Below are 26,072 nucleotides of genomic sequence, written 5' to 3'. Positions count from 1 at the left end.
ACTATAAAATTCCACTCCGATGGACTATAGAAAACTCCCACCTACACTCTTATAATCAAAAATATTTGTTTCTATTTCATATAAAGTATTATAAGCATCCATAAAGATAAAATACCAAGGATAGCAAGCACTATACGAGTAGATAGCACCCTTACTTCAAAATCAGTTTTCTTGGATGGTTCAGGATATGCAATTACATAAATTCCTTTTAATAGTGCGAGCCATGCAGTAAGTGTAATGAGTCCCTGCCAATTAAAGGCCCAAACATTATGTAGGATAACAGTACCTAAACCTAGGAAAATTGATAAAAATCCATACATAATTCCAAATCCCCTGTCTTCTACCACTAATTTTTTCAGTTCACGTAGTACAGATGGTCGCACAAAAAGTATTCCTGTGATGATAACCGTTACCCATCCCCAAAAAAATCCTAAAAAAAAGCTTACCTCCATTGTTACTCCACTCCTTTCAATTACATTTATATTTCAGTTATTTTCCCTTTAGTATTAGATCTATAGATGGACTTCCATATCTTTTCTATTTTAATTTGTATCAATATTACCCAACTATAACTATTCCCTTAACTTTTTGATATTTAAAAATAATCACTTTCAATTCCTATTTGTACTTTGGATGTTTTCATGTTACTGATTTTAAAAGTAATCTCGCAAATTCTTCTTTGATTTTTGTGGTACTTCTTTTAGAATATAAATTAAATAAGTTAGGATTACCTAAAAAACCCCCTAATTTCAATTAGGCATAGAAAATTAGGGGGCGGTATAATAAAAACTCTAAATTAATCATACGTCTTTTTTTAAATTGCAAATGATTATTTTATCCTTACTACTTAAATAAGGATGCTATTTTATTAATCCAATTTGTTCAAGTTCCCAAATTTTCAAAAGAGGATTTTTGATTATTTCCTTTCTCTGCCACTCAACAATTGAACCCTTTAGCTAAAGAAGAACACAACAGTTTATCACTGATTTTTCTTCTCTAATTTTAATTTATTTACAATATAAGATACTAATGTATTCAATGGATTAATAATAGTCTTAGCTGTTTTATGCTCAACTTGCTTAGTTGCATCAACCATAGATAATTGAGCAACAGAGATAACTTTCTTTTCATCTTTAATGATTTGATTTAAGAACTTTGTAATTTCTTGGTTGTATTCTTCTTTTAGTCCTTTCATTATCAATTCAAAAACACTATTTATGACAATAACCTCTAAATCTAAAGATTTTTGACGGCTATTAGCATGATGTTTAAGGCGTTCTACTGTACCTTCAACAGTTGCAGGATTTGTAAAAATAATTGTCTGAGGTTGCTGTATATTGCATATGTAATCAAAGAACGGTACATCAATTTTAATGATTGGCACTGATATTGAAAGTTGGTCTTCATGTAAAATTGCAATATAATTTGTACAAGTAATAAGGATAGCATCAACATTACATTGAGCAATCCATTCTATTTGCTCTTTAACTTTATATTGAGCATCTGATTCTTGGAATTTTTCATTTGATGTAACCTGATACATTAATGCTGGGTCAACAAAATGGATTAATTCAATGTTAAATGAGGTAACAAGTAATTTTAAAAAACCGAGGGTGCAGGGGATTTTAGCTATGATTATTTTTATAGTGAGCATGTTGATTTTTCCACTTAGGAATTAAGCTTGGATGGACTTACTTTTACTCCAAACCTATTATTATTTTCTCAAACGTTTAAGGTAATTAATAATTATAAAGATAGCGTATAGATTGAAATCAAAACATTCTTCCTTCTATTACATATATAAGAAATATGGTATAAAAATTCTATTTTATACCATATATTCAAACAACTATTTTATTTATTAAGGGACTTTGCTTCAGATCTTCACTTGTGTAAAAACCTTAAAAATTCTCTCCATAGAATTGCTTTCGTATCCTCTTCTTAATTTTGAAGTCTAGACAGTCAGCGTTACAACAAACTTGATAAAATTGCCTTTGTACGACTATCCGTTACTTCATAATAAATTTCTAATCCTTTCCGAGTACCTGTAACCATTTTAGTAGCTTTTAGTTTAGATAAATGTTGACTAATTGTACTTTGAGGCATTTGTAATGTTTCATACATTGTTGTTACGTTAGTAGGGCCTTTTGTAAGCATTATTTCTACTAAAGATAAACGGACAGGATGTGCCAATACCTTTAACACTTCAGTGATTTCTACGTACATTTCTTTATTTGCTTTCATATTTCTTACTCCCCTTTTATATAAATATTATTGATATCCATATATATAATTCGAAGGTATATATGATTTTATGTCCGTCATTTTAAAAAAAGATAAAAAAACTTTTTCCCGAAACTAAAGGAGTATCTTAACATAATGTCTCACTATCAGTAATGATTAGGAATTTCGTTATGGAAGCGAAGGCTTTATATTACATATTACTTACTAAAACCAATGAAAAAAGAGAGCAGGTAACCCGCCCTCTTAAGATGCCTCCTTATGCTCCGTGGAATGCTGAACACTCCCCATTCTCTTTAATTTATTCCATCCTACCGCTACTCCTCGAATAGATGAGAATATAGATTTAATGACAACATAAGTCATAAATTGACGATAAATAAAGCGTTGTAAAATTAACCATGCTAGTGGTTTCGGATTCTCTTCCTCTAATTTAAATGCAAAGAGAGACGCGAGAAGGTCCAATAAAAAGAATACAAGGTAAAACCCTAACACTTTTAGCGGATTGCTACTAAACAGCCCCATAATCATTAATATATCTGCTAAAGGAGCAATGAATTGCAGAACATATTGGAATAACCACATGTTAGGCAATGCAATAAATCCTAACGTTTTATGTTTTGTATGAAACACTGCTTTTCGATGTTTCCAAAGACATTGGAGTGTACCATATGACCAACGATATCGCTGTTTAATGAGACTTTTCACATCTTCAGGTGATTCCGTAAAAGCATAGGCCTTTTCTTCATATACAATTTTATATCCTTGACGTAAAAATGTAATAGTAAGATCCGTATCTTCTGCTAACGTATCCTCACTTAAATATCCAGATTCAACTACATTCTTTTTACGCCATGCCCCAATAGCTCCTGGAACTACTGTAATACAATTTAACTCATCAAAAGCTCTACGTTCTAAATTAAACCCTGTAATATACTCAACATGTTGCCAAGTAGTTAACAAGTTTCGTCTATTCCCCACTTTGACATTACCTGAAACTGCCGCTACATTCTGATCTTCAAAGTGTCTAATCATGAGAGAAATAGCGTCTTGCGCAATAATAGTATCCGCATCTAAAGTGACAATGATCTCTCCTCGCGATTGTTGAAACGCTAGGTTCATTGCCGATGATTTCCCGCCGTTTTCTTTCTGAATGAAACGAACTTTAGGGTGTTTATAAAATGTTTCTTGCATTACTTTTGACGTACCATCTGTCGATCCGTCATCCACAACAATAACTTCAAATTCTCCATACTTACTATCCAAAATTGAGCGAATTGTCTTAGCTATCACCTTTTCTTCATTATATGCTGCTATGACAACACTAACAAAAGGTTGATAGGACGCATTAATATAGCGAGATAGCGTTTTTCTTTTCTGCTTCCATGCAAAATAAATTAAGAATAAGAATCGAAAAATACCTAATCCAATAGCAATATAAAAAATAGTTGTTAATATATGTTTAAAGTATCCCGCCCCTGAAAAGACAGCTTTATTGTAAAGTAAATATTGCTCACCCTCAGAAGAAACAGGAGGCATAATTTCATCTCGTTCTTTATTCATTAAATCTGAAATTGTTACAAAACTATATCCGTTTTTTTTAAGTTCTTTAATAATAATGGGAAGCGCTTCTACCGTATGGGTACGATTCCCTCCCGCATCATGGAGAAGAATAACATGTCCCTCTCCCTTATAAATGGGAGTAAGAGTACGCTTTACTAATTCATTTGTTGATGGTGTTGCCCAGTCTTCAGGGTCAACTTCTTCCCCCACCATTGTATAGTTCATATTTTGTGCACGCAAAATAGGCAATATTTCATTTGATGAATCTGGGTTAGCATCGGCTTCATATGGTGGTCTAAATAAAACAGTAGAATGTCCAGTTATTTCCTGAATTAAACGTTGCGTCGTATTAAGCTCTACTTTTGTTCGTAGTAAAGACGTATCAGCGACGTTAGGATGCTTGAAAGTATGATTGCCAATTTCATGCCCTTCTTCGTATATTCTTTGCACAATATTAGGATGTAGTTGCGCGTTTTCACCAAGTACAAAAAAAGCAGCGTTTATTTTATTCTCTTTTAATATATCTAAAATTTCCGGTGTATATTTCGGATCTGGCCCATCATCAAATGTTAATACTACTTGTTTCCCATTTGGTTTTCCATGTCGTTGCACTTCGTATGCCGATGGTAAGGATTCATATACTTCATCTGTAAGATACCCATCTTTTCCTACTTTGAAATCTCTCAACCCATTTTTTCTTTCATTCTCAATCTGTAAAATTTCACCTTGGCCAGCATAATTCACTTCATCTAAACTAGTAATTTTATGTAATGCATCAAGATTTTTTTGGGCCTCAATCGGATTTTTTAAAACTTTCCATATTGTAGGGTCTTCTGCTCCTAATCTCCATAGTGCAAACCCCTTTGCATTGTTTTCCATTGCGATTTTCACTTGATTATAGAGAGTAACACTGTCTAAGAACCAAGCAGTATGTTCTTTCTCTCCTGTTTTATATCTAAAATATGGATTTCCACTCATGTTATCCCATTGAATTTTCATATTGGAATCATGTGCCATTGTCATAACTTCTGAAAAAGTTAAAGACTTCGCAGGTTTTTTACTATTTACTTCCCAATCATATCCATAGTTACCGAAAGCAACTACAAGTTTATTAGACGGAATATTCAGTTCTTTTAATGTATGTTGAAACCATTTATTTGAAGCAATTGGGCCTGGTTCCCCCGCTCCATAATGCTCATCGTACATCATTACAATCATTCGATCTATTACTTTTGCTAATGCACCATAATCAAAAGCCTTATCATTAGCTGGAACATCTTGTGTAACGAGCAAATCATGTTTATGAAAGACCGTAGTAATTTCTTTCATGAAATTTGTTAAGTTTTCTCTATCACTTTCAGGTACGGCCTCAAAGTCAATATTAATACCTGAAAACTGGCTCTTTTTAACTTCGCTTACTAAATCATTAATAAATTTCGTCTTCACATCATTCGGCGAATTCAGTAACTTATGGATAAGATCACTATCAGGGCCAGAAGCTTTTTCTGTATAGTTAGTAAGTAACGGCATAATTTTCACATGATTTTTTTTTGCTAGTTTTACAATCTCAGGTTTTATCTCACTTCTAATCGTTAAATCTTCTTTTAAATGATACCATTCTGGTACTAACGTGGTTAATGAATTGATATTTTCTTTTAAAGACGTTGTACTATTTTCATCCCAGTTTACATAAAAACCATACACTTCTTTACGTTGTTTACTATCCTTCGACAAATTCACCAAATTTTTGTTATCCTTCGTTTCTGTATTTGGTTTAAATTCTTCCTTCTTTAACTGCTGATCACTAAGTTTTTGATTAATTGGTACAAGTTTATTATCTTGTTGTACAGCGGTATTCATATTTGGAATTTCTGGTGTTGAAAAAATACTTTGAAAGAAAAAATAAAATACAATACTTACGCTAACTATTGAGATACATAGAAACCAAATAAAAGCTATGTTTCTCCTTCCTTTCGGATCATAAAAAACAGGTTTTGCTTTATCTTTCTCTTGTTGAATGTTTTTCTCCATTATATTTTTCACATACTCCTTCTTAATAGAACTGTAGAATAATAAAGTGCTACTTTAATCAGCCTCATCAATCGAACATTTATAAGCAGCCCAACTCCCATCAAACTTCTTTGCCTCAGCCAAATTTTGAGATGGGAGTTTTTACTGCTCACAATAGCGAGATAACTCCTTTTAGCTTTGGATTGAATCTCTCACTTCCATATTCTATTGATTCTTCTTTTCATTTCCTTGTTGGTGGCCCCTATTCTCTTGTTGAGATCCTCTTCCATTGTTTCCTTGCTCGTTCCCATTATTTTCTTTCTGGGACCCTCTACCGTTGTTCCCTTGCTCATTCCCATTATTCCCTTGTTGAGATCCTCTACCGTTGTTCCCTTGCTCATTCCCATTATTCCCTTGTTGAGATCCTCTTCCGTTGTTTCCTTGCTCATTTCCATTATTTCCTTGTTGAGGTCCTCTTCCATTGTTTCCTTGCTCATTCCCATTATTTCCTTGTTGAGGTCCTCTTCCGTTGTTTCCTTGCTCATTTCCGTTATTCCCTTGTTGAGGTCCTCTTCCGTTGTTTCCTTGCTCATTTCCATTATTTCCTTGTTGAGGTCCTCTTCCGTTGTTTCCTTGCTCATTTCCGTTATTCCCTTGTTGAGGTCCTCTTCCGTTGTTTCCTTGCTGTTGTCCATTATTTTCTTTTATTTTCCTAGATGGCTGTTCCTCTGTTTTCTTTTGTTCTTGCTGTTCTGGCTTCTCATATTTTTTTTCTTTTACAGGAGACAAATCTGGTGATGCATCAGGAGATGACTCCGGCTGCGATTGCACCTCTTCTTCGTTTTCCACCGGATTAGACGGCGTGACAGGTGGAGTAAGCGATTTGTTCTTCTCATTCTCTTGCTTTATATAGACTCCTGTGCCAATTCCAGCTTTTCTAGCATCCTCTCGTACTTGCATCGTGCTACTTTGATATTCGACTGTAATATGTTTTAGCTCATATTCTTTCTTTAATTCTTTCATTTCCTTTACCAACTGTGGTGCTAGTGACTTATCCTTTGCAACAGCCGTTAGCATAACTTGCTTATCATTCGTTAAATACTTATCCTCTTGACTTTGCTTTATAATCGTACGTATTACGTCTTGCAATTGTTTATTTTCCCATTGCTTCAATTCTTTTAAAATACGCCTTCCATCATCATTACAAGCTTGCAAATCTATAACGCGAAGATCCTTCGTTACGCTCGCCTCTAAACTTGGATTTATATCAACTGAGACGTAAGCAAATACTTTTTCTTCCGGTTGGCTGTAGAAAAATAACAGCGCACATAGAAAACAAGCAACAAGTAATGATGCCGGCTTTAAGAAATAAGGGATTGAAAAACGCGATGCTCTTTGTTCTTGTTCTTCAAACGAGATTTCCTCTCCAATCATGCAAGAATCCCCTTTTCTTTTACACGTAATAAACTCTCCATTTGGAGTTAAAACAACTACGTTATGCTTTTTTATATCCATCACAATTCCTTTATTCATCATGCTTCTCCCCTCTTATGTAATCAAGAATATATGTATAGTTGTTTGCAAAGATAATACACATTGCAATAATGTATTTTCTATGTCGTTCCAACGTTTTACGGCTTACTCTAACACGCGGTTCAATATGTTTAAGCGGTAATTTTTTCTTTCGGAACAACTCTTCCATCATTTCCTCTTCTTTTATAATAATCTTCACAATTTCTATTAAGTGCTCACGCGTATCACGATGCTTAGGAGATTCTTTAGCCAGCTCTGAAAATGTGATTTTAAACTCCGCTAACACACTTTGAAAATGAAGAATTTCCTCCTTACGGTTACTATTTTCCATCTCTTTCATATACTCCGTAAGCGATACTTGCATTTCTAACATTTCCTCTTGCTCATCTTCTTTTAAAAAGACAAGGTTATGCTTAGACTCCTTGCGTATATAGTCAATTACATCTCTTTTTATAAGAAGATCAGCAAACGCTAGAAAAGATTTCCCTTTTTTATATGAATATTGTTCAATTGCTTCGTTAAACGCAAACAATCCAATACTATATTCATCATCCTGTTCTGTAATATATCTACGGCAAACAGACGAGATTGATTTTCTAATAAACGGCTGATACTGTACGATAAAAGCTTCCTTATCTTCTCCGTTGTTTTGTATGTTACATACGATATCTTCTATTTTTGGTTTTCTTAAGATTTTCATTACTAAACTCAACACTTGTAATCTCCCAGCCTCCTTCACATAGCAAAATGGTCACTAAACAAGTGACCATTTAACCACATTTTGTTAGTATTTTTCTTTGAGCTTGTCTTCTTACTGTTGCTCATATTTTTCGAGAACGACTTTTCTCACCGTTTTCTTAATGATTATTCTGTTCTATTTATACAAAAACTAAGTCTGCATTTTCATTTCTTATATTGTTTTGCTTGTTCTTTTTCTATTTTATCTGCAATCTTTAAATAACGCTTCTCTATATCATTGGTAATTTAATCCTTTTATTTCGGATACCCACTTAATCTAGTAATTTTATTAACACTTCAATATTCTTTCATAATCATTTTTCTTCACTATACATATTCGAAGGAATACAAAGTTTTATGGGGGTCAAAAAATATTTTTTATAAAAATATATATTTATTTCAAAAATAAAAACCATTGATTTGAAAAAAGGCTAATCAATGGTTTTCTTATAATATCTATTAAATTAAGTTGGGTTCTCATTATATATAAGAATATCTGCTGTTCTCACTATTTCCTGCCGATTTTCTCTATTGTTATCTTTTTTGATTATCATAATATATCTTATCTACATATTTTTAATCATTTCTTTTTAGATACGTTTTTATGTTAATTTTTTAATGTAATACACTTATATGATTTTGCTATTTCCTCTGTTTTATCTGTGCAACGATTTAAAACAACTATAACTTCCGTTTGCTTTTTATATGCCTCTGATACCTTTGTAATTGAATCCAAACATTTTCTAATGTACTTTTCTTCATTATGTGTAGGGATTATAACAGAAAACTTCACATCCTTTTGTAAATCGCTTCCTAAAGATTCGTTTGTTTCAGCCATAATATTTCCCTCTATTTTATTAGATAAATATCTGTCTCTATTTTTTTAACTCTGTAACAGAAGCAAGGCTAATTTCTTACAGAATGAAACTAAGGCAATTGTTTAACACATGTATCGCCATAACATATGCAAGGGATCTTTTAGAAATCAGATAAGCAATAGTAAGTATCACCGCGCCTGGTAAATAAATGGAATAATCCGAAAGCTGGTTCGTATGAAGGAATGTAAAGATTAGAATCGAAATGATAGATGCAATAGCAGTACCAATATAATTCGAAAAACGATTTATTAATATATGACGAAACACAATTTCTTCAAGCATTGGCCCCAGAATACCAAATACAAGCAATGTGAATATAAGAGGTGCCCCCGCACCTGCTTCAAGGAGCTGGTCTTGGTTCTCTGGCTGAACAGTTGCTAGAAAACGCATAACAGCCTGTTCTATAATTACCATAAGTAGAACCAACAGAGGAACACTTACTACTTTCAAAATTGTCTTCTCTTTAAAATATGCAAAACTCTCAATAATTTCGTTCTTAAATAAAATTATTCCAACAATAGCAGGTACAGTAAAACCGATGGCACCAAGAGCAAATTCTGATTCAACTAAATTGTTGTTAGTTAAAAGTGATATGCCAAATAATATGAACAAACCAATTTAAAATGGTAAGAACAGTGTTAAAATTACTAACATAATAAGTTCTTTTTTATTCTTGTTTATAAAGTTCACTTTATTATCCCCCTAATTAAATTACCTACAATCTTTGATTTTTCTTTCTGCATAAGGTTCTCCTTCCAAATATATTCATACAAGTCAACGGACCGAACGGTCCGGTCCGGAATCTAATGATACTATAAGTTTCTATTTTTTTAAACCCTTTTTACAAATGATTAAAAAAATAGAAAAAAGCAAATATATTTTTAACTCGTTTTCTTATTTACAATCAAATTCCAGTACTCATTAATTATTAACGATTCCTCTTTTATAAAATGAAGTAATCAGGCTTTTACCCACAAGAACTGCGAGAGATATTATAATATAAGAAATGAAAGTGGGAGTAGTTCAAACACTTTAGCTAAACATATTGATAAAGATTATATATAATACTCATATGTCTATGCACTAAAATTAACTATATATTTTTACATCTTCTACGATTTTAGGTAAAATTGGTTGTCTAACATGACTAAATTAAACAATTGATCATGTTATTTTTGACAGAAAATTCATTTAAAAAATATAAATAATACAATTTGATTAACCTCTGTTCAAACTGTATTGTTTGAGGTTTCCATAAGATAGGGATTGATAATATATTTTTGCTTCACACTTATTTATACTTACAAAAAATAGAGGATAAACATTACCTGGAATATTAAGCTCGTTTTTATTAGGAGGACTACAAAGCATGACTAAAGTTGATAAGGTAAAAGAAAAGATTATTGAAACATCTTTATATTTATTTAATACTAATGGGATAACTTACACATCCATCCAGGATATAATGACAGCTACTGAACTATCTAAAGGAGCTATTTATCGTAGATTCAAAAATAAAGAAGAAATTGTCCTTGCTGCCTACGACAAAAGTGGTGAGATTATGTGGGGGCATTTTCATAAAGCAATGGAAAATAAAAAGACAGCAATCGATAAAATCCTTGCAATTTTCCTTGTATATCAAGATGCAGCTAATAACCCCCCTATCGCTGGAGGCTGTCCATTGCTTAATAGCGCAATTGAAAGTACTGGAGTATTCCCAGAATTACAAAAAGCAGCAGCAAAGGGTTATGATGATACAGTAATGTTAATGGCTTCTCTCATAAAAGAAGGAATAGAGAAACAAGAACTTAAAGAAGATATGGACATTATATCGCTCGCTTCTTTTCTTGCATCTTCAATGGAGGGCGCTATTATGGCAAGTCGAGTATCTAACGATAATATACACCATCAGTATTTTATTGAACAAATAAAACATCATCTTTTCTCTTATTCTAAATAAGTGAGAACTTGCATTGCTTCCATTCAATTTTTATAGACTTAAATTGAATGGACCCCTCTCATAAAAATGATCTTCTATTTATGAGAGGGGTGAATAATTTTTAGCAAAGGGAGCTTTTTAGACGTTGTATATTAGGCATACAACCAATCTGTTTTTCACATAACTTATTCATATATTTACATAAAAACTGACTCATCGCTTGTAAGTAGGAATTTTATTTATCATTGTATATTTTTCACATACCTCTCTTTTATCCTACCCCTAAAATAAAAATAGATCTTCAAATTTTTAGATACTCCTACTGTCGACGTTCAAAAGCAAGACGTACAGCAAGTCCTGTTAAGACACTTGCCATAAGCCCACGCTGCACTCTCAGCCACGTTGGGCGTGTGCCAAACCATGTAGCAATTTTACTTGCTGTAAGCACAATTAGAAGGTTGACTATAAAACTAACAGTGATTTTCATAAGGCCTAAAACTGCACCTTGTAGAAGCAACTATCCCTTCTCAGGATCTTCAAATTGGGGTAACAGTGACACATACAAAATAGCAATCTTTGGATTTAGAAGATTAGTCATAAGCCCCATCAAAAATAATTTCCGTGGTGGCTCATTAGAAATAGTACGAGGTTCCATAATAGAAGTAGCACCCGGTTTTATCGAATTCCAGGCGAGCCAGAGCAAGTAAGCAGCTCCTGCCCATTTGACTGCTTCGTAGACAGCGGGTACTGCAAGGAATAGCACTGTAAGTCCGAACATTGTTGCGATTATATAAATCACAAATCCAAGCATAATACCCAAAAGAGAAATAAATCCTGCCATACGCCCTTGCGTAATGGAACGAGAAATGAGATAAATCATATTAGGCCCAGGTGAACAAACCATGCTAAGTGAAACAATTGCAAAGGCTAACAAAGTACTAAAGCTAACCATAAACCTTCCCCCTTTATGCTACATAAAATTTCCTATTGTACATTTTATCATGATTAAGGAGAGAAAAGATTAATATAAGCCGATACAGCTAAGTAATATGATCGGATCGAATGTATGGTAATCACATACTTCTCATTCTCTTAAGTAAAGATTTAAAAATAACCTATCCATAGTGACACTACAGCAACTACTAACAAAGTAAAACAAATTGTGATATTTCGAACCCACTTTTGTATATCATCAAAATACCGTTCTATAAATACAGCGTAAATATAAACCATAAGAAATAGAACAACGAAAGTAAAGGAACCCAATTTATCGTTAAATTTTTCATTGGTATATGTGCTTACATGAAGGAATAGAAAAACAAACGCTACTATGAATAGCTCAAATATCCTTTTTTTATTCAAATCGCCACCACCTTACATTAATTTCCTTTTATTCCATTTTATCAGAACATAATGTGTAGTAGCATATGAATAATTTATTTATGTCAAAAAGGCCAACAATTCAATATTGTTAGCCTCTACTTTCCATATTCGTACCTTTTATCACTTTACTTCCTAACAACTGGAATCCACATTTCACCAAATACTAAGCCGTTTCTTTGCCCCATCTCAACCGTTGTATTTGGCCCACCAACATAAGCAAAATCCTTTGCTTCTTGTAAAGCTTGACCGAAGGCGATGCCAGTCAGCTTATTACTTAGCTCTTCAGCCGTTTTGTCTTCCCCTTTCACTACTAAGTATTCTCCCTTCGGAAACTGGATCACTCTAGATTCTTCTTCTATTTGTGCTTCTGTCATGACACCAGCATAATACATCATCTTATTATTCACCGCTTCGCTCACAGAAAAAATGTATTCGTTTGTAGCTAGAGCCTTTAAAGTATCCAGCCTTCCATCTTCTTTAACAGCCGACCAAAAGTCTTCCTTTTCTTTATTTATTCCAGCAAAGTCTGTATAGTCACTCTTAATTTCAGTTCCAATACCTAACACAATAAAGCTATCTTTTTCTTCTATCGTATAATTTTTCATATTCAATACCTTCCTTTTTTTAAAATGAATCAAACGATTTATCTTTTCATCTGATGAGTTTATAATAACTTTAAATCATGTCAAAAAATGATACTGTTTAGGAGACTCAAATGAAAAAAGTTGAACGGATTAATACAATTATGCGGTATATCAACAATCGCTCCCACTTTACAATTACTGAAATCATACGAGAGTTTAACATATCACGATCGACAGCTATTAGAGACATAAGAGAAATTGAAGCTATGGGCATGCCACTTGTCGCTGAAGTTGGAAGAACTGGTGGATATTTTGTCATGCATAATTCTATCCTGCCCGTTGTTCGCTTTACTGACAATGAAGTCAAAGCTCTTTTTATTGCCTTTATGGCTACAAGAAATCAACAACTTCCCTATCTAAAGAGTCGCCAATCTTTAGCCGAAAAACTACTAGGACTCATCTCAGAAACCCAGCAAGATGACCTCGTTCTTTTAAATCAACTCTTGCTTTTTGAAGGGACTAACCCTTATAATCCCGATCTACTTGAGCTTTCTGACCTCCCCCACCCTATGTTAGAAAAACTCATCAAAATCCTTCTTTTGGATAGACATTTATTGATTACCGTCAAAGAAGAAGAGGAAATCAAGTCTTACCCAATTTATCTATTACACCTTTATCAAGAAAAAAGCCATTGGATCATTGAAGGGTTTGACTTAAAAGAAGAAAAGAAACTGCTGTTTCCTGTCGATGACCTCATCAATATCGAACCGTACACGACGAAAAAGAGGTTAAATAAGAAACAGATTTTAGAAAAACTCAATAAGAAGGACGAAGCAATTAACCTTGTACTTGAACTTGGTCCAAAAGCGATTGCCCAGTACAAAAAATACCATCCTTTAAAAATTTCAATTTCCTATACAAACCCTTACCAATCCACAGCCATTTTAAAAACATTTATCGATGTTAACAATTCCGATGAAGTGACAGAGATAACAAATTGGCTACTTTTCCTAGGGAAAGATATTACAATCAGGGAAATGCCTGAAGAAGTATTAGAAGTTTTACAAGGACGAATCTCCTTATATTGCCCATGAGCGATAATCTGTATTTTCTACCATGAGTGCACAGCAAATAATAAAAGCACGGAAAACCTCCCGTGCTTTTTCAAAAATATATATAATTTCGGATGACTTAATTCACTTACCCTAACTGACGTTTAAATGCTTTACTAGCGAAAAAGTAAGAGATGATCATGATACCTACGCACCAAGCGAGTGCAGTCCAAATATCGTTGCCAACTGTCCCTTCATATAATAGGGCGCGAATCGCATTCACGATTGAAGTTACAGGCTGATTCTCAGCGAACGCACGAACAATTTTAGGCATCGTTTCTGTAGGTACGAAGGCTGAACTAATAAATGGAAGAAAAACGAGTGGGTACGAGTACGCTGTCGCCCCTTCCATAGACTTCGCTTTCAGCCCTGGAATGATAGCTAGCCATGTTAGCGCTAACGTAAACATCCCCAGTATTCCCGCTACCGCAAGCCAATCTAGCATATTTGCACTAGAACGAAAGCCCATTAAGAGCGCAACAAGTATAACCACCACGATAGTAAGCACATTAGCAACAAGAGAAGTTAAAACGTGAGCCCACAATATTGATGAGCGCTTAATAGGCATCGTAATGAAACGTGCCATCAGCCCACTCTTTACATCCGTAAATAATCGTACAGAAGTGTAAGCCACACCGGATGCGATAGCCATTAACAAAATTCCCGGCAATAAATAATTAACGTAGTTATCTGTTCCAGTCTTTATAGCCCCGCCAAATACGTAAACAAACAATAACATCATCATAATCGGTGTAATCGCTACAGTAATAATTGTATCTGGACTACGCATAATATTACGCATTAAGCGCCCTAGTAATACCCCTGTTTTGCTTTTCATTTACATCTCCTCCTTTTTACCGATAATCGCAAGAAAAATTTCTTCCAACGTCGGCTGCTTCTCGATATACTCTACTTTTGCTGGCGGGAACATCTCTTTCAGTTCAGTAAGAGTACCTGTCGTAATAATTGTTCCACCATGCAAAATAGCGATACGGTCTGCCAGTTGTTCTGCTTCCTCCAAGTACTGAGTCGTAAGTAAGATCGTTGTGCCGCTGCCGGCAAGTTCCTTGACTGTATCCCACACTTCGATCCGCGCTTCCGGATCAAGTCCAGTCGTTGGTTCGTCTAGAAAAATAACTGCTGGCGCCCCAATCAAACTCATCGCGATATCAAGTCGGCGCTTCATCCCGCCTGAATACTGGTCTGCCCTCTGCTTGGCCGCATCAGTCAGGCTAAATCTTGCGAGTAGATTATCAGCAACTTGAGTGGGATTGGAAACACCACGTAACTTAGCAATCATTATCAAGTTTTCCCTTCCAGTAAGCATGCCGTCTAAAGCTGCGAACTGTCCTGTCAAACTGATGCTTTGACGAACATGATCTGATTGACGCTGGATATCAAATCCGCAAATACTCACTTCACCATCATCTTGTTTCATTAACGTTGAAAGGATGTTGACCGTTGTCGTCTTTCCCGCTCCATTTGAGCCTAGCAGCGCGAAAATTTCGCCACGCTGCACCTCAAAATCCACTCCCTTTAAGACTTCTTTATCTTTAAAAGATTTTTTTAACCCTTTTACAGAAATTGCTGCATTGCTCATACTTTTTCCCCCTTATTAAAATAGGTTACCTATAACCTCTATTTAGTATCACTGATATTCTGTATTACTTAGTAGTGATTTAAAAATATAACTGAATAGCGATGGCGGCAATTCACATTTGTAACCAGCTAATCAGTCGGTATTACTAATTGCATTTATTTTTTTCTCAATTTCTTCATAATACTTTCATTCAAATCTTCACGATACTTAGAGACATACGTTTTAGCGTTTGCCACTAGTTCATCAGCAAAGGATGCTACGTCCTCCCCAGTAATGTCAAGCACTTGTCTGCCTTCCGCTGCACCAGCTTCAAACAAATCGATTAATTCATACTGTATGTGCAACATATCCATCCCATTACCCGCTGAGAAATTCCACATGTAGTTTTGAATTTTCTTAAACACAAACTGATAATCTTCCGGTAGTGCTCCAACACGTGCCATCATCATTTTGTACTCTTTTTTATCACCGATTAATTTTTTAAACATTTCCAACATCTTATTTTCCTCCTTTTTTATAAAGCAGAACAAGAAACTCTCCAAATATGAGCCGGAACATTTTATATTATGAGGCTAGTTTGACTTCAAGACGTTAATTTTTGAAGATACAAAATCCCATTTTTTCCAAAACAGTTCAAGCTCCTGACGGCCATCCTCATTTAATGAATAAAACTTACGAGGCGGCCCCATATCTGATGGCTTCTTTTCAATATTCACAAGCTTTTTCTTTTCTAATCGTACGAGGATAGTATAAACCGTCCCTTCCACAACTTCGGTAAACCCAAGATCATTCAGGTGGCGGGTAATCTCATAGCCATACGTTTCTCGGCGGCTAATGATTTCCAACACACACCCTTCCAGTGAACCTTTTAGCATTTCAGTTAAATTTTCCATGTCCTGATCCTCCTTTACCCCCTATTCTGTCTGACTTATATTCAGTATCACAGAGTACTAAGGCGAATTTTTACTGAATAGCTTTTGAGTACAACTACACTATTCAGTATTACTTATTACAACTACATTGTATGACTAAGTAGCTATAGATGTCAACTGATTTTCAAATTTTTTCTAAAATCCGCTATTACCTATCGTTTACTGAAAATATTTCAAGAAACAACACTACTCTGTATCACCTATTACAACTACATTGTATGACTAAGTAGCTATAGATGTCAACTGATTTTCAAATTTTTTCTAAAATCCGCTATTACCTATCGTTTACTGAAAACATTTTGAGAAACAACACTACTCTGTATCACCTATTACCTCTACATTGTATGACTTAGTAGTTGTAAATGTCAACTCGATTTTTATATTTTTCTAAAATCAACTATTGCCTATTAGATGTTCAGTGACAATAAAGTTGGTTAATTTTTCTTCAACTAATGCCCCTTATTGAAAAAAGTAGCTTGCTCCATTTACTAAATTTTCATCTTGTCTTACATAGCTTAATCTGCCTCAACATCTTTTTCACCTAAGTTTTGAACAAATCTTAATAGATAACCATCAGGGTCTATAATTAAAAATTCTTTTTGTCCCTTTAATTTAGTATCAGCTCTATACCAATTCTCTTGAATATCAAATTTAATTGGATACTCGTTCTTTTTCAAACTATCATATAGTGGATCAATATCATTTATGATAATTTGAAAATTAATTCCTCTTCCGTAGGGATAAGATAACTCCCCAGTACTCCAATGACCATTTACTTCTTCAATCATAATCTGGCATTCATTTAAAGACAGTAAAGCAAACTTATCCTCTGGTCTTTGATATTCAATTTTAAACAGTAGAATTTCCGAATAGAAATTTAAACTTTGCTCAATATCTGAAACTGATAGCTCTGGTATTAATGCATTGAGTTTGTGCAAAAATGCTTCCTCCTTTGCTTACGTTATTGATTATTAAATTATAACACTTACTATAAATACTTCTTCCATTACACTACTTCGTTAGTCCTATAAGAAGTAAACAACTTTATTATCTCTACACATTAGATACAGCCGATTTTCTTTTTGAAGAAATTTCGCCACATACCTATCCCGCTAAGAAAAGAAAATACCCCAAAACAAAAATTCTACATTTTTGTTTTGGGGCGCTATAGGCTAGCTCTTCTTCTTAATAAGACAGATCATCCTTTTGTTACGATAACATCATTTCCATATCTTCCGCTGCATTTGTAATTAGTTTCAAACCGAATGTTTCTTGTAATACATCAAGCACGCCAGGTGAAATAAATTCAGGCGCCTTTGGACCGATGCGAATATCTTGAATACCAAGACTAAATAGCCCAAGTAAAATGGCAACCGCTTTTTGTTCAAACCATGATAGAACAATACTAACTGGTAATTCGTTCACTTCACATTGGAAAGCATCTGCTAAAGCGGCTGCTATTTTCACTGTAGAAATTGAATTATTACATTGTCCTAAGTCAATGTAACGCGGAATCTCTGTACCAGGCACAACACCATAACTCACATCATTAAAGCGGAATTTCCCGCAAGAAGTTGTTAAAATAACTGTTTCTGGCGGAAGCGACGTTGCTAATTCACGATAATATTCTCCGCCTTTTCCCGGAGCATCACAACCTGCAATGACAAAGAAACGCTTAATCTTTCCTTCCTTTACTGCATTAATAATTTCCGGAGCTAATGATAATACTGTATTATGATGAAACCCTGTTACTAACTGTTCATCCGACTCCATATGTACTTCTGGAAGTTCTAGCGCTTTTTCAATCAACGGTGCAAAATCGTCATTTTCAATTTTTTGTACACCCTCTAAACCGGCAATATCATATGAAAAGAATCGATCAGAGTATGACCCTTTAATTGGCATAACACAGTTCGTTGTCGCTAATATAGCACCTGTAAATTTTTCAAAAAGACGTCGTTGATCATACCATGCCTTACCAATGTTTCCTTTTAAATGTTTATATTTTTTCAGCTGCGGATAACCGTGTGCTGGTAACATTTCAGAATGCGTATAAATATTAATTTCTTTTCCTTCTGTTTGTTTTAATAATTCTTCTAACGCAAATAAATTATGACCAGTAACTACAATTGCTTTACCTTCTACATGGTTTTGCGTAATTTGAACAGGCTCTGGAACACCAAAATGATTCGTATGTGCCTCATCTAACAACTCCATTACTCGTAAAGCCGATTTCCCAACTTTCATAGCCATATCAATATGTTCTTGTTCATTAAAGTTAGAATTGGTTAATGTCATATACAATGCTTCTTGCGTCGTAGCATCTACAAATGCATCAGTATACCCTAGCTGAGCAGCATGCGTACGATAAGCAGCAATTCCTTTTAACCCAAACACAATCGTATCCTGTAAACTTGCTATTGTTTCATTTTTACCGCAAACACCTATTACTTTACATCCGCCTGTTGGCGTTTGTTCACATTGATAACAAAACATGATCATCCCACCCTCTCCCAATCATTCCTTACAAATCAAGCATAATATCCATTGGGAAAAAAGGATGTGATATCAATCACAATACTTATTATAAATTTGTGACAGTTCATATTGTTGACATAATATTTTTATTGAAACCAAAAAAAACATTACATAATTATATTGTTCAGTTTTTCAAATATCTAAACTATTGCTGAATCACATATTTAACTTTCTAGTTTATAGTACGAAATGAAAATTTCGTACTATAAATCTCTTAAGCAAACAGAAATAGACATACAAAAACGCTATTCTTTCTTTTTATTATTCAACTGAAAGAATAGCGTTTTTTCATTTTGAAGACCTATCAATTTTTTGATTAAAGATTTTATGAAAAATCACTTTATTTACAATACATTTACACTATCTTTACAATATTTACATTATTTATATGATATATTTATATAGAATCTACTTAAGAAATTTCATGTACATTGTTATCTTTATAATCTCTGATCTGATTGATAAGAGATTATGTTATATTTTCATACCAGGGGTGAATTAGGATGACTGAAACTTTAAAAACACTTATAATGCTTGATGCTACTTACGTTGTTATAGCAATTATGACGGTACTGGTATTTGTATACTTGGAATTAAAATCTCAGTAACGTATGCAGGCATAATTGATAGCTTCGCATTTAAATATAGCTAGAAGAAAGCGAGGAGAAAATTGTTTCTCCTCGCTTTTTTATTCCCCTAATTTTTTATTTCAACAAATCCAATGTATGTAAAAGTAATCCTCTATCCCCTACATCCCCATGACCAGGCACTACTGCATTTATATTTCCATATCGCTTCAGCACATTCTCAATCGATGTAGACCATTCATTTACATAAGCATCAGCAACATTTCCTAAATTTTTAGCTTCCGCAGATTTCACTAAACAGCCTCCAGCTAAAATGTTGTATTGCGGTAACCATACGACGATATTATCTTCTGTATGCCCTTTCCCTGGATAAAATGTTTCTACTTTCATATTTCCAAACTTCAAATTTGTAATTCTTTGTAAGTCTCCAAGTGGTTCTTCATATCCATTTTTCTTTGCTAGTTCTGCAGTCAATGCCGTACTATGCGCTTTAATGCCTCTTTCTTTCAACGTTTTTATTCCGCCAATTCGATCTGAGTGCGCATGTGTAATAATGACATCCGTTACGCGCTTCTTAAATTTCTTTTCTACCATCTCTATTAATTCCTTCGTTAGTTTATCATCCCAAGAAGAATCGACAAGTACTAACCCTTTAGAAGTAGTAAGAACTAGACCGTTCGAAGGAACTGCTTCCCCGTTAAAATAACCTAACTCCGTATGAACCCATACATTTTTGTTTAACTGAGAAATTGAAATAGTTCCTGTCTCATTTTTTATTACTTTTTGCTCTACCGTTCGTTCTGCTTGTACAGAAGAAATTGTACTAACAAATTGAGTTGTTCCTAGTAAACTAACACATACCCCTAATTTTAATAATGTATTTTTCATTTTCTCCACCCTTTCTTTCAAACGAAATAGCTATTACCTATAATAGACAATTCATCTCAAATGTTTGTTCCATCTTTTCTTACATATTTTTCATATCATTAATAAAAAGCGCACAAGATTTTGTGCGCTTTAAAACTTAACCTTTTATTCCATAATTCTCAAACTCTTCCTCGTTCCCATAAAATACATTCAAATCAATATACTTCTCTTTTCCATTATAACCATTTAATCTCCCGCGGTTCGTGTATTGCCAAAACGTCCATTTTCTCTCATCAGATAAACTCGGTTTTGTAAAAACACTACGAATCCATATATCACATTGGGGATACGCATTCTTTATATACAAATCATATGCCTCTTGAGTTGCATACAATATTACTTTCTTACCGTAATGTTTTTCTAGCATTTCAATCATGACCGACAACTCTTTCACAACATCTTCACGCTTAGGTGGATTATCTTTTTTGTTAGCATAAAACTCAACATCAATTACGGGTGGCAATGCTTGTTTATATTTTGGAACAGTTCGTATATATTGCTCTGCTTGTGTTTCACCCTTACTATCAAAACTAAAAAAATGATACGCTCCGACGCGCATACCTGTCTTATTCGCATTCGTCCAATTTTTCGAAAAGTACTTATCCACAAACGCGCTTCCTTCAGTAGCCTTTATAAACGCAAACTTCATATTTTGCTTTTCCAACTCCCTCCAATCTATATCACCTTGATACGACGCAACATCTACACCTTTTATTTTATACTTATCCGAACTTATTTGATTCGGAATAAATATGCCTTGAAAAACTAAGTAAGCGAAAACACTCATTACACTAATTAAGGTAAAGACTCCTCCTATAATAAGCTTCTTTTTCATTCATATCACCCATCTTTACAAATTAAAATTCTACCTACCATTCACGCTTTTTATTTATCATCATTTTTTCTTCAAACGCCTTCTCTAAATCAATTTCTAACTTGTTTGCTAAATCACATACATTCCAAATTACATCAAACATTTCTAAACCGATTTCTCTTTTTGCATTTTGTATTTTATTACGCTTTAATATAACTTCCGCTAATTCACCTAATTCCGCCATTGCATACATCGTACGCTCTTCAATTGTCGTATCTTGAAATCCTTTTTCTTCACTGAAATTTGATACATATCTCTGGAATTCCACAATATTCATACTTAATCTCCCTTCATCACAAATACTCCGTTTTTCTATTACACTTAAAATCAAAAATGTATTTTGTTAAATTATAACATTCATATTATAATTTATTTATAACTCTTTAATGGAGGTGTTTTCAATGACTCTCTTCGCTTCCCCATCATTATTCATACTTGCAATCATTTCATTTGCACTAGCCTATTTCATCGGAGTAAAACAATACACTTGGCTCTTATCAGGATTCAATGAACGCCGTGTACCAAATAAAGTAAAGTTATCAAAAATAGTTGGTCTTTATAATTTAACTGCCGGTGTTATCGCCACAATTGGTAGTGTCTTCCTTACTCCTAATGCAAAAATCGTATTTCCTATCATTATAATTGGGCACGTTATAATCGCTGCTTATGTAAATACACGCATGGTGCAATGAAAAAAGACCACCCAATCGGATGATCTTTTTTATAATTTATCAACATATTGCTTCGCTTCTAATAAGGAAAACCCGAAAGCCTCTCTTACTCTCTTAACTGCTGTAACTGTTTTTCCTTCTTCCATAAGCTGGCGCAACTCTTTATTAATTTCAGGTTCTCTATCTATAATTCCCATTTCTTTCGTAATTAGCTGTAATCTATCTTCCATCCGCTTTAAACGTGCATCTGTTTTCTTTTCGATTTTATTTAATTTTTCAACGATATAAATAAATCCAAAGACCGCTATCGGTATGATCATCCAAAATTCCATGACTATCCCTCCTATTAGCTTTCATTTGTTTTATTTCACTAACTTATGCAAATTTTACCACAAAACACATTTAATGTATAACAGTAATGTGCAACATTGTTGATACAACCTTTTATTTTAGGTGGACACTTTATGAAAAGATTTTTAAATACGCTACTACAATTTGTAGTTCTTTCAATTGCACTACATTTATTATTTGATATCGTTGGCTGGCTTGTTTTCAATGCGCCATTTAAAAATAAACAAATCATTATTTCCTTACTAACAACCTCATGGCTTATGTACATGTACCGAGACAAATTTTTTAAAACATTCACTTCGAATTAACTAAAAGAACTTCATCGATAAAAGATGAAGTTTTTTCTTTTTCTCTCATTCTCTCTATTAACTACTGTATAATAGAACTAACATTCTGTCTTTTAGAAGAAAGGAGTCACTATGAACTTAAAAAGTCACATTATATACGAGAAAATGAACCAATATTCCGTTGCAGGTTTAAGCCTTGCCGTTATACGTGACGGCAAACTAGACGAAGCGATTGCTTTTGGAACACTTGAATCTAGAACAACTAAAACTATCACTACGAATTCCATATTCAATTCTTGTTCTATTAGTAAATTCTTCACTACAATGCTCGTACTAATGTTATCAGATCAAAAGATCGTGCATTTAGATAAAGACGTAAATGATAGACTCACATCTTGGAACATACCTACCAATCTATTTACCTCACAGAAAAAAGTCACATTGCGAAATTTATTAAGCCACCAATCTGGAATCATTGATCCTCCTAATAGTTTTGAGCATTATACACTTGCACAAGGGCGACCAAACATGTCTGAAATCCTTGCCGGTAAAACATCATATTGTCCAGTACCGATAGAAATAACTTATAAACCAGAAAGCGAATTTCACTACTCTGATGCAAACTTTTGTATTATTGAACTACTACTTGAAGATATAACTGGAAAACCATTCAATCTTTTACTTGAAGAATATATCTTTCAGCCACTACAACTGAAAAATAGCATGCTATTCTCTACTAAAGATATAAATAAAATGGAGGCCTTTGCTTGTGGGCATAATAAAGATGGCACCGTTACAAATGAGAAATATCCATTTTATCCATTCGCAGCTGCTTCAGGTATTTGGACAACACCAACAGACTTATCAACTTTAGTAATTGAAATCATTCATTCTTTACAAGGAAAGGGCAAACTAAAACTTTCTCAAAAATTAGTACAAGATATGATTTCTCCTCAAGGTTGCTCAAAATGGACTGGGTTAGGTGTGTTTCTAGATGATTCCAATAAAGACTTACAAATATATTCACTTGGATGGGGCGTTGGATTTCAATGTATGATGATATGCTATCCATACCGAGGTAATGGTGCTGTTATAATGACGAACGCTGACTTAGGCGTTCATCAAATGGAAGGGATTATTGGTGACGTGTTAAAAACGTTATCCTTATAACGAAAAGAAAGAAGCTGTTCCTTCCAGCTTCTTTCTTTATATAACATTTTTCGCAACAATTTTTATATGTTCTGGTGCGATAATCTCCGTTATACTTTCTTGAAAATCTTCCTGCAACATTTCTTCAATATGTTCTAGCTGCACTTCAACATGTGTGCATTCTAAATTATGTATATTTAAAAGTGCATAATGATCTTTTTTCTTAACTACTAAATATTGATTTTCCTCTGTTACAAGTATAGAACCTAACCGTACTCCTAATAGGCGTTGATCATCAAACTTCACAACAATTTCCCCCTTCATCACTATGTAATAAAATAACATTTTATGTAATCTATTCTTCATAAACTATATCACAATTTATTAAAATATAAATATCATATCTCTTTTACTAAAAACCCTATTCTTTTATATATTTCGATACAAAAAACTTTCTCAACATAAAATTAGAATTTTCAGTTTTTATTCTCATGAAAATCTATTATAATAAAGTTAATAAATGTTTGACCTCTCCTAATTCATGTACATATGGATGATCAGTAGTTGTTGCTACTGATCTATTTTTTTGATTTCAGAAAGTAAATACGCTGCATCCTTTCCTACACCACAAATAAGTGCAGATCCCCTTTGAGATTGCCACGGCAAACCGATATAATATAATCCTTTTACTGGACTTATTCCTCTTACATGATTAGGAAATCCATTCTCATTCACTGCCTTTTCTATTTCAATCCATTTATAGTTCTGAATAAAACCAGTTGACCATATAATGCTTTCTGCACTATACGTGCCACCATTTTGAAACATAATATTATTTTCTGATGCACTAACCACTTTTTTCTCTAGTTTAATTACTCCATTACGAATAAGTTCCTTGCCTTCAAAACCAAAAATAGGATCCTTTCTCTTCTGAAACCATTTTCCCCTCTTAGTATTTACTTCGGCGTACAATAAACCCAATTTTTCTAGCCAATTAAAAATGCTTTTTCTAAAAAGATGTAACGGTAAAAATGTTAACGGATGACCGATAGAAATTGTAACTTCATGAGTTTTTGCAAGTTCTACTGCGATTTGCATTCCTGAATTCCCGCCACCTACTACTAGTACTTTTCCTTTAGGAATTTTTGATGGTGATTTATATTGTGATGAATGTATTTGAAAGATATGTGATGAAAGATGTTGTGAAAATGAGGGGATGTACGGTTGCTGAAAACCACCTGTTGCGATAACAACCTTTTTTGCTTGTAAAATTTCTGTAGGAGTATGTAATTCGAATATCTCTTTTTCTTTCTTTATTTTTAAAACTTCGGTTTGCAATTGGATCGGTAATGTAAAGTACCTTGCATATTCTTCTAAATACGTTGCCATTTCATCTTTACATGGAAATCCCTTCCCTTCTCCTTTTACTATCATACCTGGTAAACTACTATATTCCCTCGGTGTGAAGAGCTGTAAAGAATCATATCTGTTTCTCCATGAATCCCCAATTCGGTTTCCTGCCTCAAGTAATAAAAAATTATATCCTTCTTGCTTCAAGTAATATCCCATTGTTAATCCAGCTTGACCAGCTCCGACGATAATTGCATCTAACATCCTTTTCCTCCTTCTCATTTCACATGAATATATGCTCATTTGTTCATATGTTTTATCATACGATTTATTTTTCAATAATTCAATCTGTTTAACAAAATGAAAAAGAGCAGTTCACTGCTTTATGAACTACTCTTCATTACATTTATTTAATACGCAATTACACTGCACTCTCTCTAAAAAATTTATATATTAATCCCTTCCGGCTCTATCATCTCTCCTCATAAAATACGATTCTATTTGAAAACGGATCAATTACAGTTAATTCGATTGTATCCCAAGGTGTTTTTTCTATATTTGGCTTCGAATAAGCATATTCTTTACTTAATAATATAGAATGATAATCCTTTACATTATCTATTTTGACCCGAATCGCACCGCCTGGCGAAGCATCCCCATGATGTTCTGATAAATGTATTACAGCATCATGTAACGAAATTTGTATATATAATGGCATATGTTCCTCATACCGATGTTCCCAATCCATTTTAAACCCTAAAAAATCTATGTAAAATAGCTTTGCTTTTTCAACATCAAAAATTCTAAATATAGGTGTAATCATTT

The 26,072-nt window shown here is 33.7% G+C and carries 27 protein-coding genes and 2 pseudogenes; 5 read left to right on the top strand and 24 right to left on the bottom strand.

Annotated features, from left to right (window positions below; translation table 11 throughout):
- Positions 1-71 precede the first annotated feature (71 nt).
- From MNO09_RS12930 to MNO09_RS12895, 8 genes and pseudogenes are all read right to left on the bottom strand, one after another.
- Positions 72-452 carry a hypothetical protein gene (locus tag MNO09_RS12930; protein WP_000453934.1) on the bottom strand — a complete coding sequence of 127 codons (381 nt, stop codon included), beginning with the start codon at positions 450-452 and terminating at the stop codon, positions 72-74.
- Positions 453-979: 527 nt separating this feature from the next.
- Positions 980-1,654 (bottom strand): hypothetical protein, encoded by a 675-nt coding sequence (locus MNO09_RS12925; protein WP_000955693.1) that lies wholly within the window; start codon positions 1,652-1,654, stop codon positions 980-982.
- Between the two features lie 314 nt (positions 1,655-1,968).
- Positions 1,969-2,244 carry an ArsR/SmtB family transcription factor gene (locus MNO09_RS12920; protein ID WP_000646593.1) on the bottom strand — a complete coding sequence of 92 codons (276 nt, stop codon included), beginning with the start codon at positions 2,242-2,244 and terminating at the stop codon, positions 1,969-1,971.
- 243 nt (positions 2,245-2,487) lie between these two features.
- Positions 2,488-5,835 (bottom strand): trifunctional glycoside hydrolase family 18/polysaccharide deacetylase/glycosyltransferase family 2 protein, encoded by a 3,348-nt coding sequence (locus MNO09_RS12915; RefSeq protein WP_000414279.1) that lies wholly within the window; start codon positions 5,833-5,835, stop codon positions 2,488-2,490.
- 204 nt (positions 5,836-6,039) lie between these two features.
- Entirely contained in the window at positions 6,040-7,350 is a 1,311-nt protein-coding gene (locus tag MNO09_RS12910) for an anti-sigma factor domain-containing protein (RefSeq protein ID WP_078183041.1), read from the bottom strand.
- On the bottom strand, positions 7,340-8,062 hold the full coding sequence (gene sigI / locus MNO09_RS12905) for an RNA polymerase sigma factor SigI (protein WP_002096407.1): 723 nt from the start codon (positions 8,060-8,062) through the stop codon (positions 7,340-7,342). The genes MNO09_RS12910 and sigI overlap by 11 nt, the downstream gene beginning before the upstream one ends.
- A 633-nt stretch (positions 8,063-8,695) precedes the next feature.
- A pseudogene (locus MNO09_RS12900) lies at positions 8,696-8,923 on the bottom strand (glycosyltransferase family 2 protein); the annotation flags it as partial.
- A gap of 76 nt (positions 8,924-8,999) precedes the next feature.
- The gene (locus MNO09_RS12895) at positions 9,000-9,581 is read right to left on the bottom strand and encodes a CPBP family intramembrane glutamic endopeptidase (RefSeq protein ID WP_240515201.1); all 582 of its coding nucleotides are present in this window, start codon (positions 9,579-9,581) and stop codon (positions 9,000-9,002) included.
- Positions 9,582-10,332: 751 nt separating this feature from the next.
- Between MNO09_RS12895 and MNO09_RS12890 the strand changes: the two genes are divergently transcribed.
- The gene (locus MNO09_RS12890; RefSeq protein ID WP_000169654.1) at positions 10,333-10,923 is read left to right on the top strand and encodes a TetR/AcrR family transcriptional regulator; all 591 of its coding nucleotides are present in this window, start codon (positions 10,333-10,335) and stop codon (positions 10,921-10,923) included.
- A gap of 298 nt (positions 10,924-11,221) precedes the next feature.
- Here MNO09_RS12890 and MNO09_RS12885 read toward each other — a convergent pair.
- The 3 genes and pseudogenes from MNO09_RS12885 to MNO09_RS12875 all read right to left on the bottom strand — a co-directional run bounded on the left by MNO09_RS12885 (position 11,222) and on the right by MNO09_RS12875 (position 12,890).
- Positions 11,222-11,854: pseudogene (locus MNO09_RS12885) on the bottom strand (LysE family translocator).
- Positions 11,855-12,006: 152 nt separating this feature from the next.
- Positions 12,007-12,264 carry a DUF3963 domain-containing protein gene (locus MNO09_RS12880; protein WP_070168983.1) on the bottom strand — a complete coding sequence of 86 codons (258 nt, stop codon included), beginning with the start codon at positions 12,262-12,264 and terminating at the stop codon, positions 12,007-12,009.
- Between the two features lie 146 nt (positions 12,265-12,410).
- Positions 12,411-12,890, bottom strand: a complete 480-nt coding sequence (locus MNO09_RS12875; RefSeq protein WP_000801028.1) for a GyrI-like domain-containing protein — start codon at positions 12,888-12,890, stop codon at positions 12,411-12,413.
- 110 nt (positions 12,891-13,000) lie between these two features.
- Between MNO09_RS12875 and MNO09_RS12870 the strand changes: the two genes are divergently transcribed.
- Positions 13,001-13,963, top strand: coding sequence for a helix-turn-helix transcriptional regulator (locus MNO09_RS12870; RefSeq protein WP_000755070.1), 963 nt, complete (start codon positions 13,001-13,003; stop codon positions 13,961-13,963).
- 106 nt (positions 13,964-14,069) lie between these two features.
- Here MNO09_RS12870 and MNO09_RS12865 read toward each other — a convergent pair whose 3' ends face one another.
- From MNO09_RS12865 to MNO09_RS12825, 9 genes are all read right to left on the bottom strand, one after another.
- Positions 14,070-14,819 carry an ABC transporter permease gene (locus tag MNO09_RS12865; RefSeq protein ID WP_000837804.1) on the bottom strand — a complete coding sequence of 250 codons (750 nt, stop codon included), beginning with the start codon at positions 14,817-14,819 and terminating at the stop codon, positions 14,070-14,072.
- Complete coding sequence (locus MNO09_RS12860) at positions 14,820-15,581, bottom strand: ABC transporter ATP-binding protein (RefSeq protein WP_000063327.1); 762 nt, start codon at positions 15,579-15,581, stop codon at positions 14,820-14,822.
- 155 nt (positions 15,582-15,736) lie between these two features.
- Entirely contained in the window at positions 15,737-16,078 is a 342-nt protein-coding gene (locus MNO09_RS12855; protein ID WP_000891990.1) for a DUF1048 domain-containing protein, read from the bottom strand.
- A gap of 75 nt (positions 16,079-16,153) precedes the next feature.
- Positions 16,154-16,474 (bottom strand): PadR family transcriptional regulator, encoded by a 321-nt coding sequence (locus tag MNO09_RS12850; protein ID WP_000429486.1) that lies wholly within the window; start codon positions 16,472-16,474, stop codon positions 16,154-16,156.
- Positions 16,475-17,028: 554 nt separating this feature from the next.
- On the bottom strand, positions 17,029-17,451 hold the full coding sequence (locus MNO09_RS12845) for a bleomycin resistance protein (RefSeq protein ID WP_000549333.1): 423 nt from the start codon (positions 17,449-17,451) through the stop codon (positions 17,029-17,031).
- Between the two features lie 271 nt (positions 17,452-17,722).
- Positions 17,723-19,009: a hydroxylamine reductase gene (gene hcp / locus MNO09_RS12840; protein ID WP_000458868.1), complete on the bottom strand. Its 1,287-nt coding sequence runs from the start codon at positions 19,007-19,009 to the stop codon at positions 17,723-17,725.
- 746 nt (positions 19,010-19,755) lie between these two features.
- Complete coding sequence (gene bla2 / locus MNO09_RS12835) at positions 19,756-20,526, bottom strand: BcII family subclass B1 metallo-beta-lactamase (RefSeq protein ID WP_000799237.1); 771 nt, start codon at positions 20,524-20,526, stop codon at positions 19,756-19,758.
- A 136-nt stretch (positions 20,527-20,662) separates the two neighbouring features.
- Positions 20,663-21,400: a glycoside hydrolase family 25 protein gene (locus MNO09_RS12830; RefSeq protein WP_000727829.1), complete on the bottom strand. Its 738-nt coding sequence runs from the start codon at positions 21,398-21,400 to the stop codon at positions 20,663-20,665.
- A gap of 34 nt (positions 21,401-21,434) precedes the next feature.
- Positions 21,435-21,716 carry a MazG nucleotide pyrophosphohydrolase domain-containing protein gene (locus tag MNO09_RS12825; protein WP_001028124.1) on the bottom strand — a complete coding sequence of 94 codons (282 nt, stop codon included), beginning with the start codon at positions 21,714-21,716 and terminating at the stop codon, positions 21,435-21,437.
- 124 nt (positions 21,717-21,840) lie between these two features.
- Between MNO09_RS12825 and MNO09_RS12820 the strand changes: the two genes are divergently transcribed.
- The gene (locus tag MNO09_RS12820; RefSeq protein ID WP_000171763.1) at positions 21,841-22,131 is read left to right on the top strand and encodes a DUF3784 domain-containing protein; all 291 of its coding nucleotides are present in this window, start codon (positions 21,841-21,843) and stop codon (positions 22,129-22,131) included.
- Between the two features lie 29 nt (positions 22,132-22,160).
- On the opposite strand, the gene MNO09_RS12815 is transcribed toward MNO09_RS12820, so the two are convergent.
- Positions 22,161-22,442, bottom strand: coding sequence for a hypothetical protein (locus tag MNO09_RS12815; protein WP_000397708.1), 282 nt, complete (start codon positions 22,440-22,442; stop codon positions 22,161-22,163).
- 132 nt (positions 22,443-22,574) lie between these two features.
- Between MNO09_RS12815 and MNO09_RS12810 the strand changes: the two genes are divergently transcribed.
- Complete coding sequence (locus MNO09_RS12810) at positions 22,575-22,769, top strand: hypothetical protein (RefSeq protein WP_000819645.1); 195 nt, start codon at positions 22,575-22,577, stop codon at positions 22,767-22,769.
- Between the two features lie 111 nt (positions 22,770-22,880).
- Positions 22,881-23,918 carry a serine hydrolase domain-containing protein gene (locus MNO09_RS12805; RefSeq protein WP_001050160.1) on the top strand — a complete coding sequence of 346 codons (1,038 nt, stop codon included), beginning with the start codon at positions 22,881-22,883 and terminating at the stop codon, positions 23,916-23,918.
- A gap of 36 nt (positions 23,919-23,954) precedes the next feature.
- Here MNO09_RS12805 and MNO09_RS12800 read toward each other — a convergent pair whose 3' ends face one another.
- The 3 genes from MNO09_RS12800 to MNO09_RS12790 form a co-directional block, all read right to left on the bottom strand.
- Positions 23,955-24,203: a hypothetical protein gene (locus MNO09_RS12800; RefSeq protein ID WP_000666939.1), complete on the bottom strand. Its 249-nt coding sequence runs from the start codon at positions 24,201-24,203 to the stop codon at positions 23,955-23,957.
- Positions 24,204-24,467: 264 nt separating this feature from the next.
- Complete coding sequence (locus MNO09_RS12795) at positions 24,468-25,511, bottom strand: flavin-containing monooxygenase (protein ID WP_000882903.1); 1,044 nt, start codon at positions 25,509-25,511, stop codon at positions 24,468-24,470.
- A 208-nt stretch (positions 25,512-25,719) separates the two neighbouring features.
- A complete protein-coding gene (locus MNO09_RS12790) occupies positions 25,720-26,070 on the bottom strand; it encodes a glyoxalase superfamily protein (protein ID WP_000632414.1) in 351 nt (116 codons plus the stop codon).
- Between the last annotated feature and the right edge of the window lie 2 nt (positions 26,071-26,072).

This window comes from Bacillus sp. N5-665, assembly GCF_022637375.2.
GTDB classification, from domain to species: Bacteria; Bacillota; Bacilli; order Bacillales; family Bacillaceae_G; genus Bacillus_A; species Bacillus_A wiedmannii.
The sequence above is the reverse complement of the archived record's forward strand: the minus strand, read 5'-3'. Positions and strand labels throughout refer to the sequence as shown.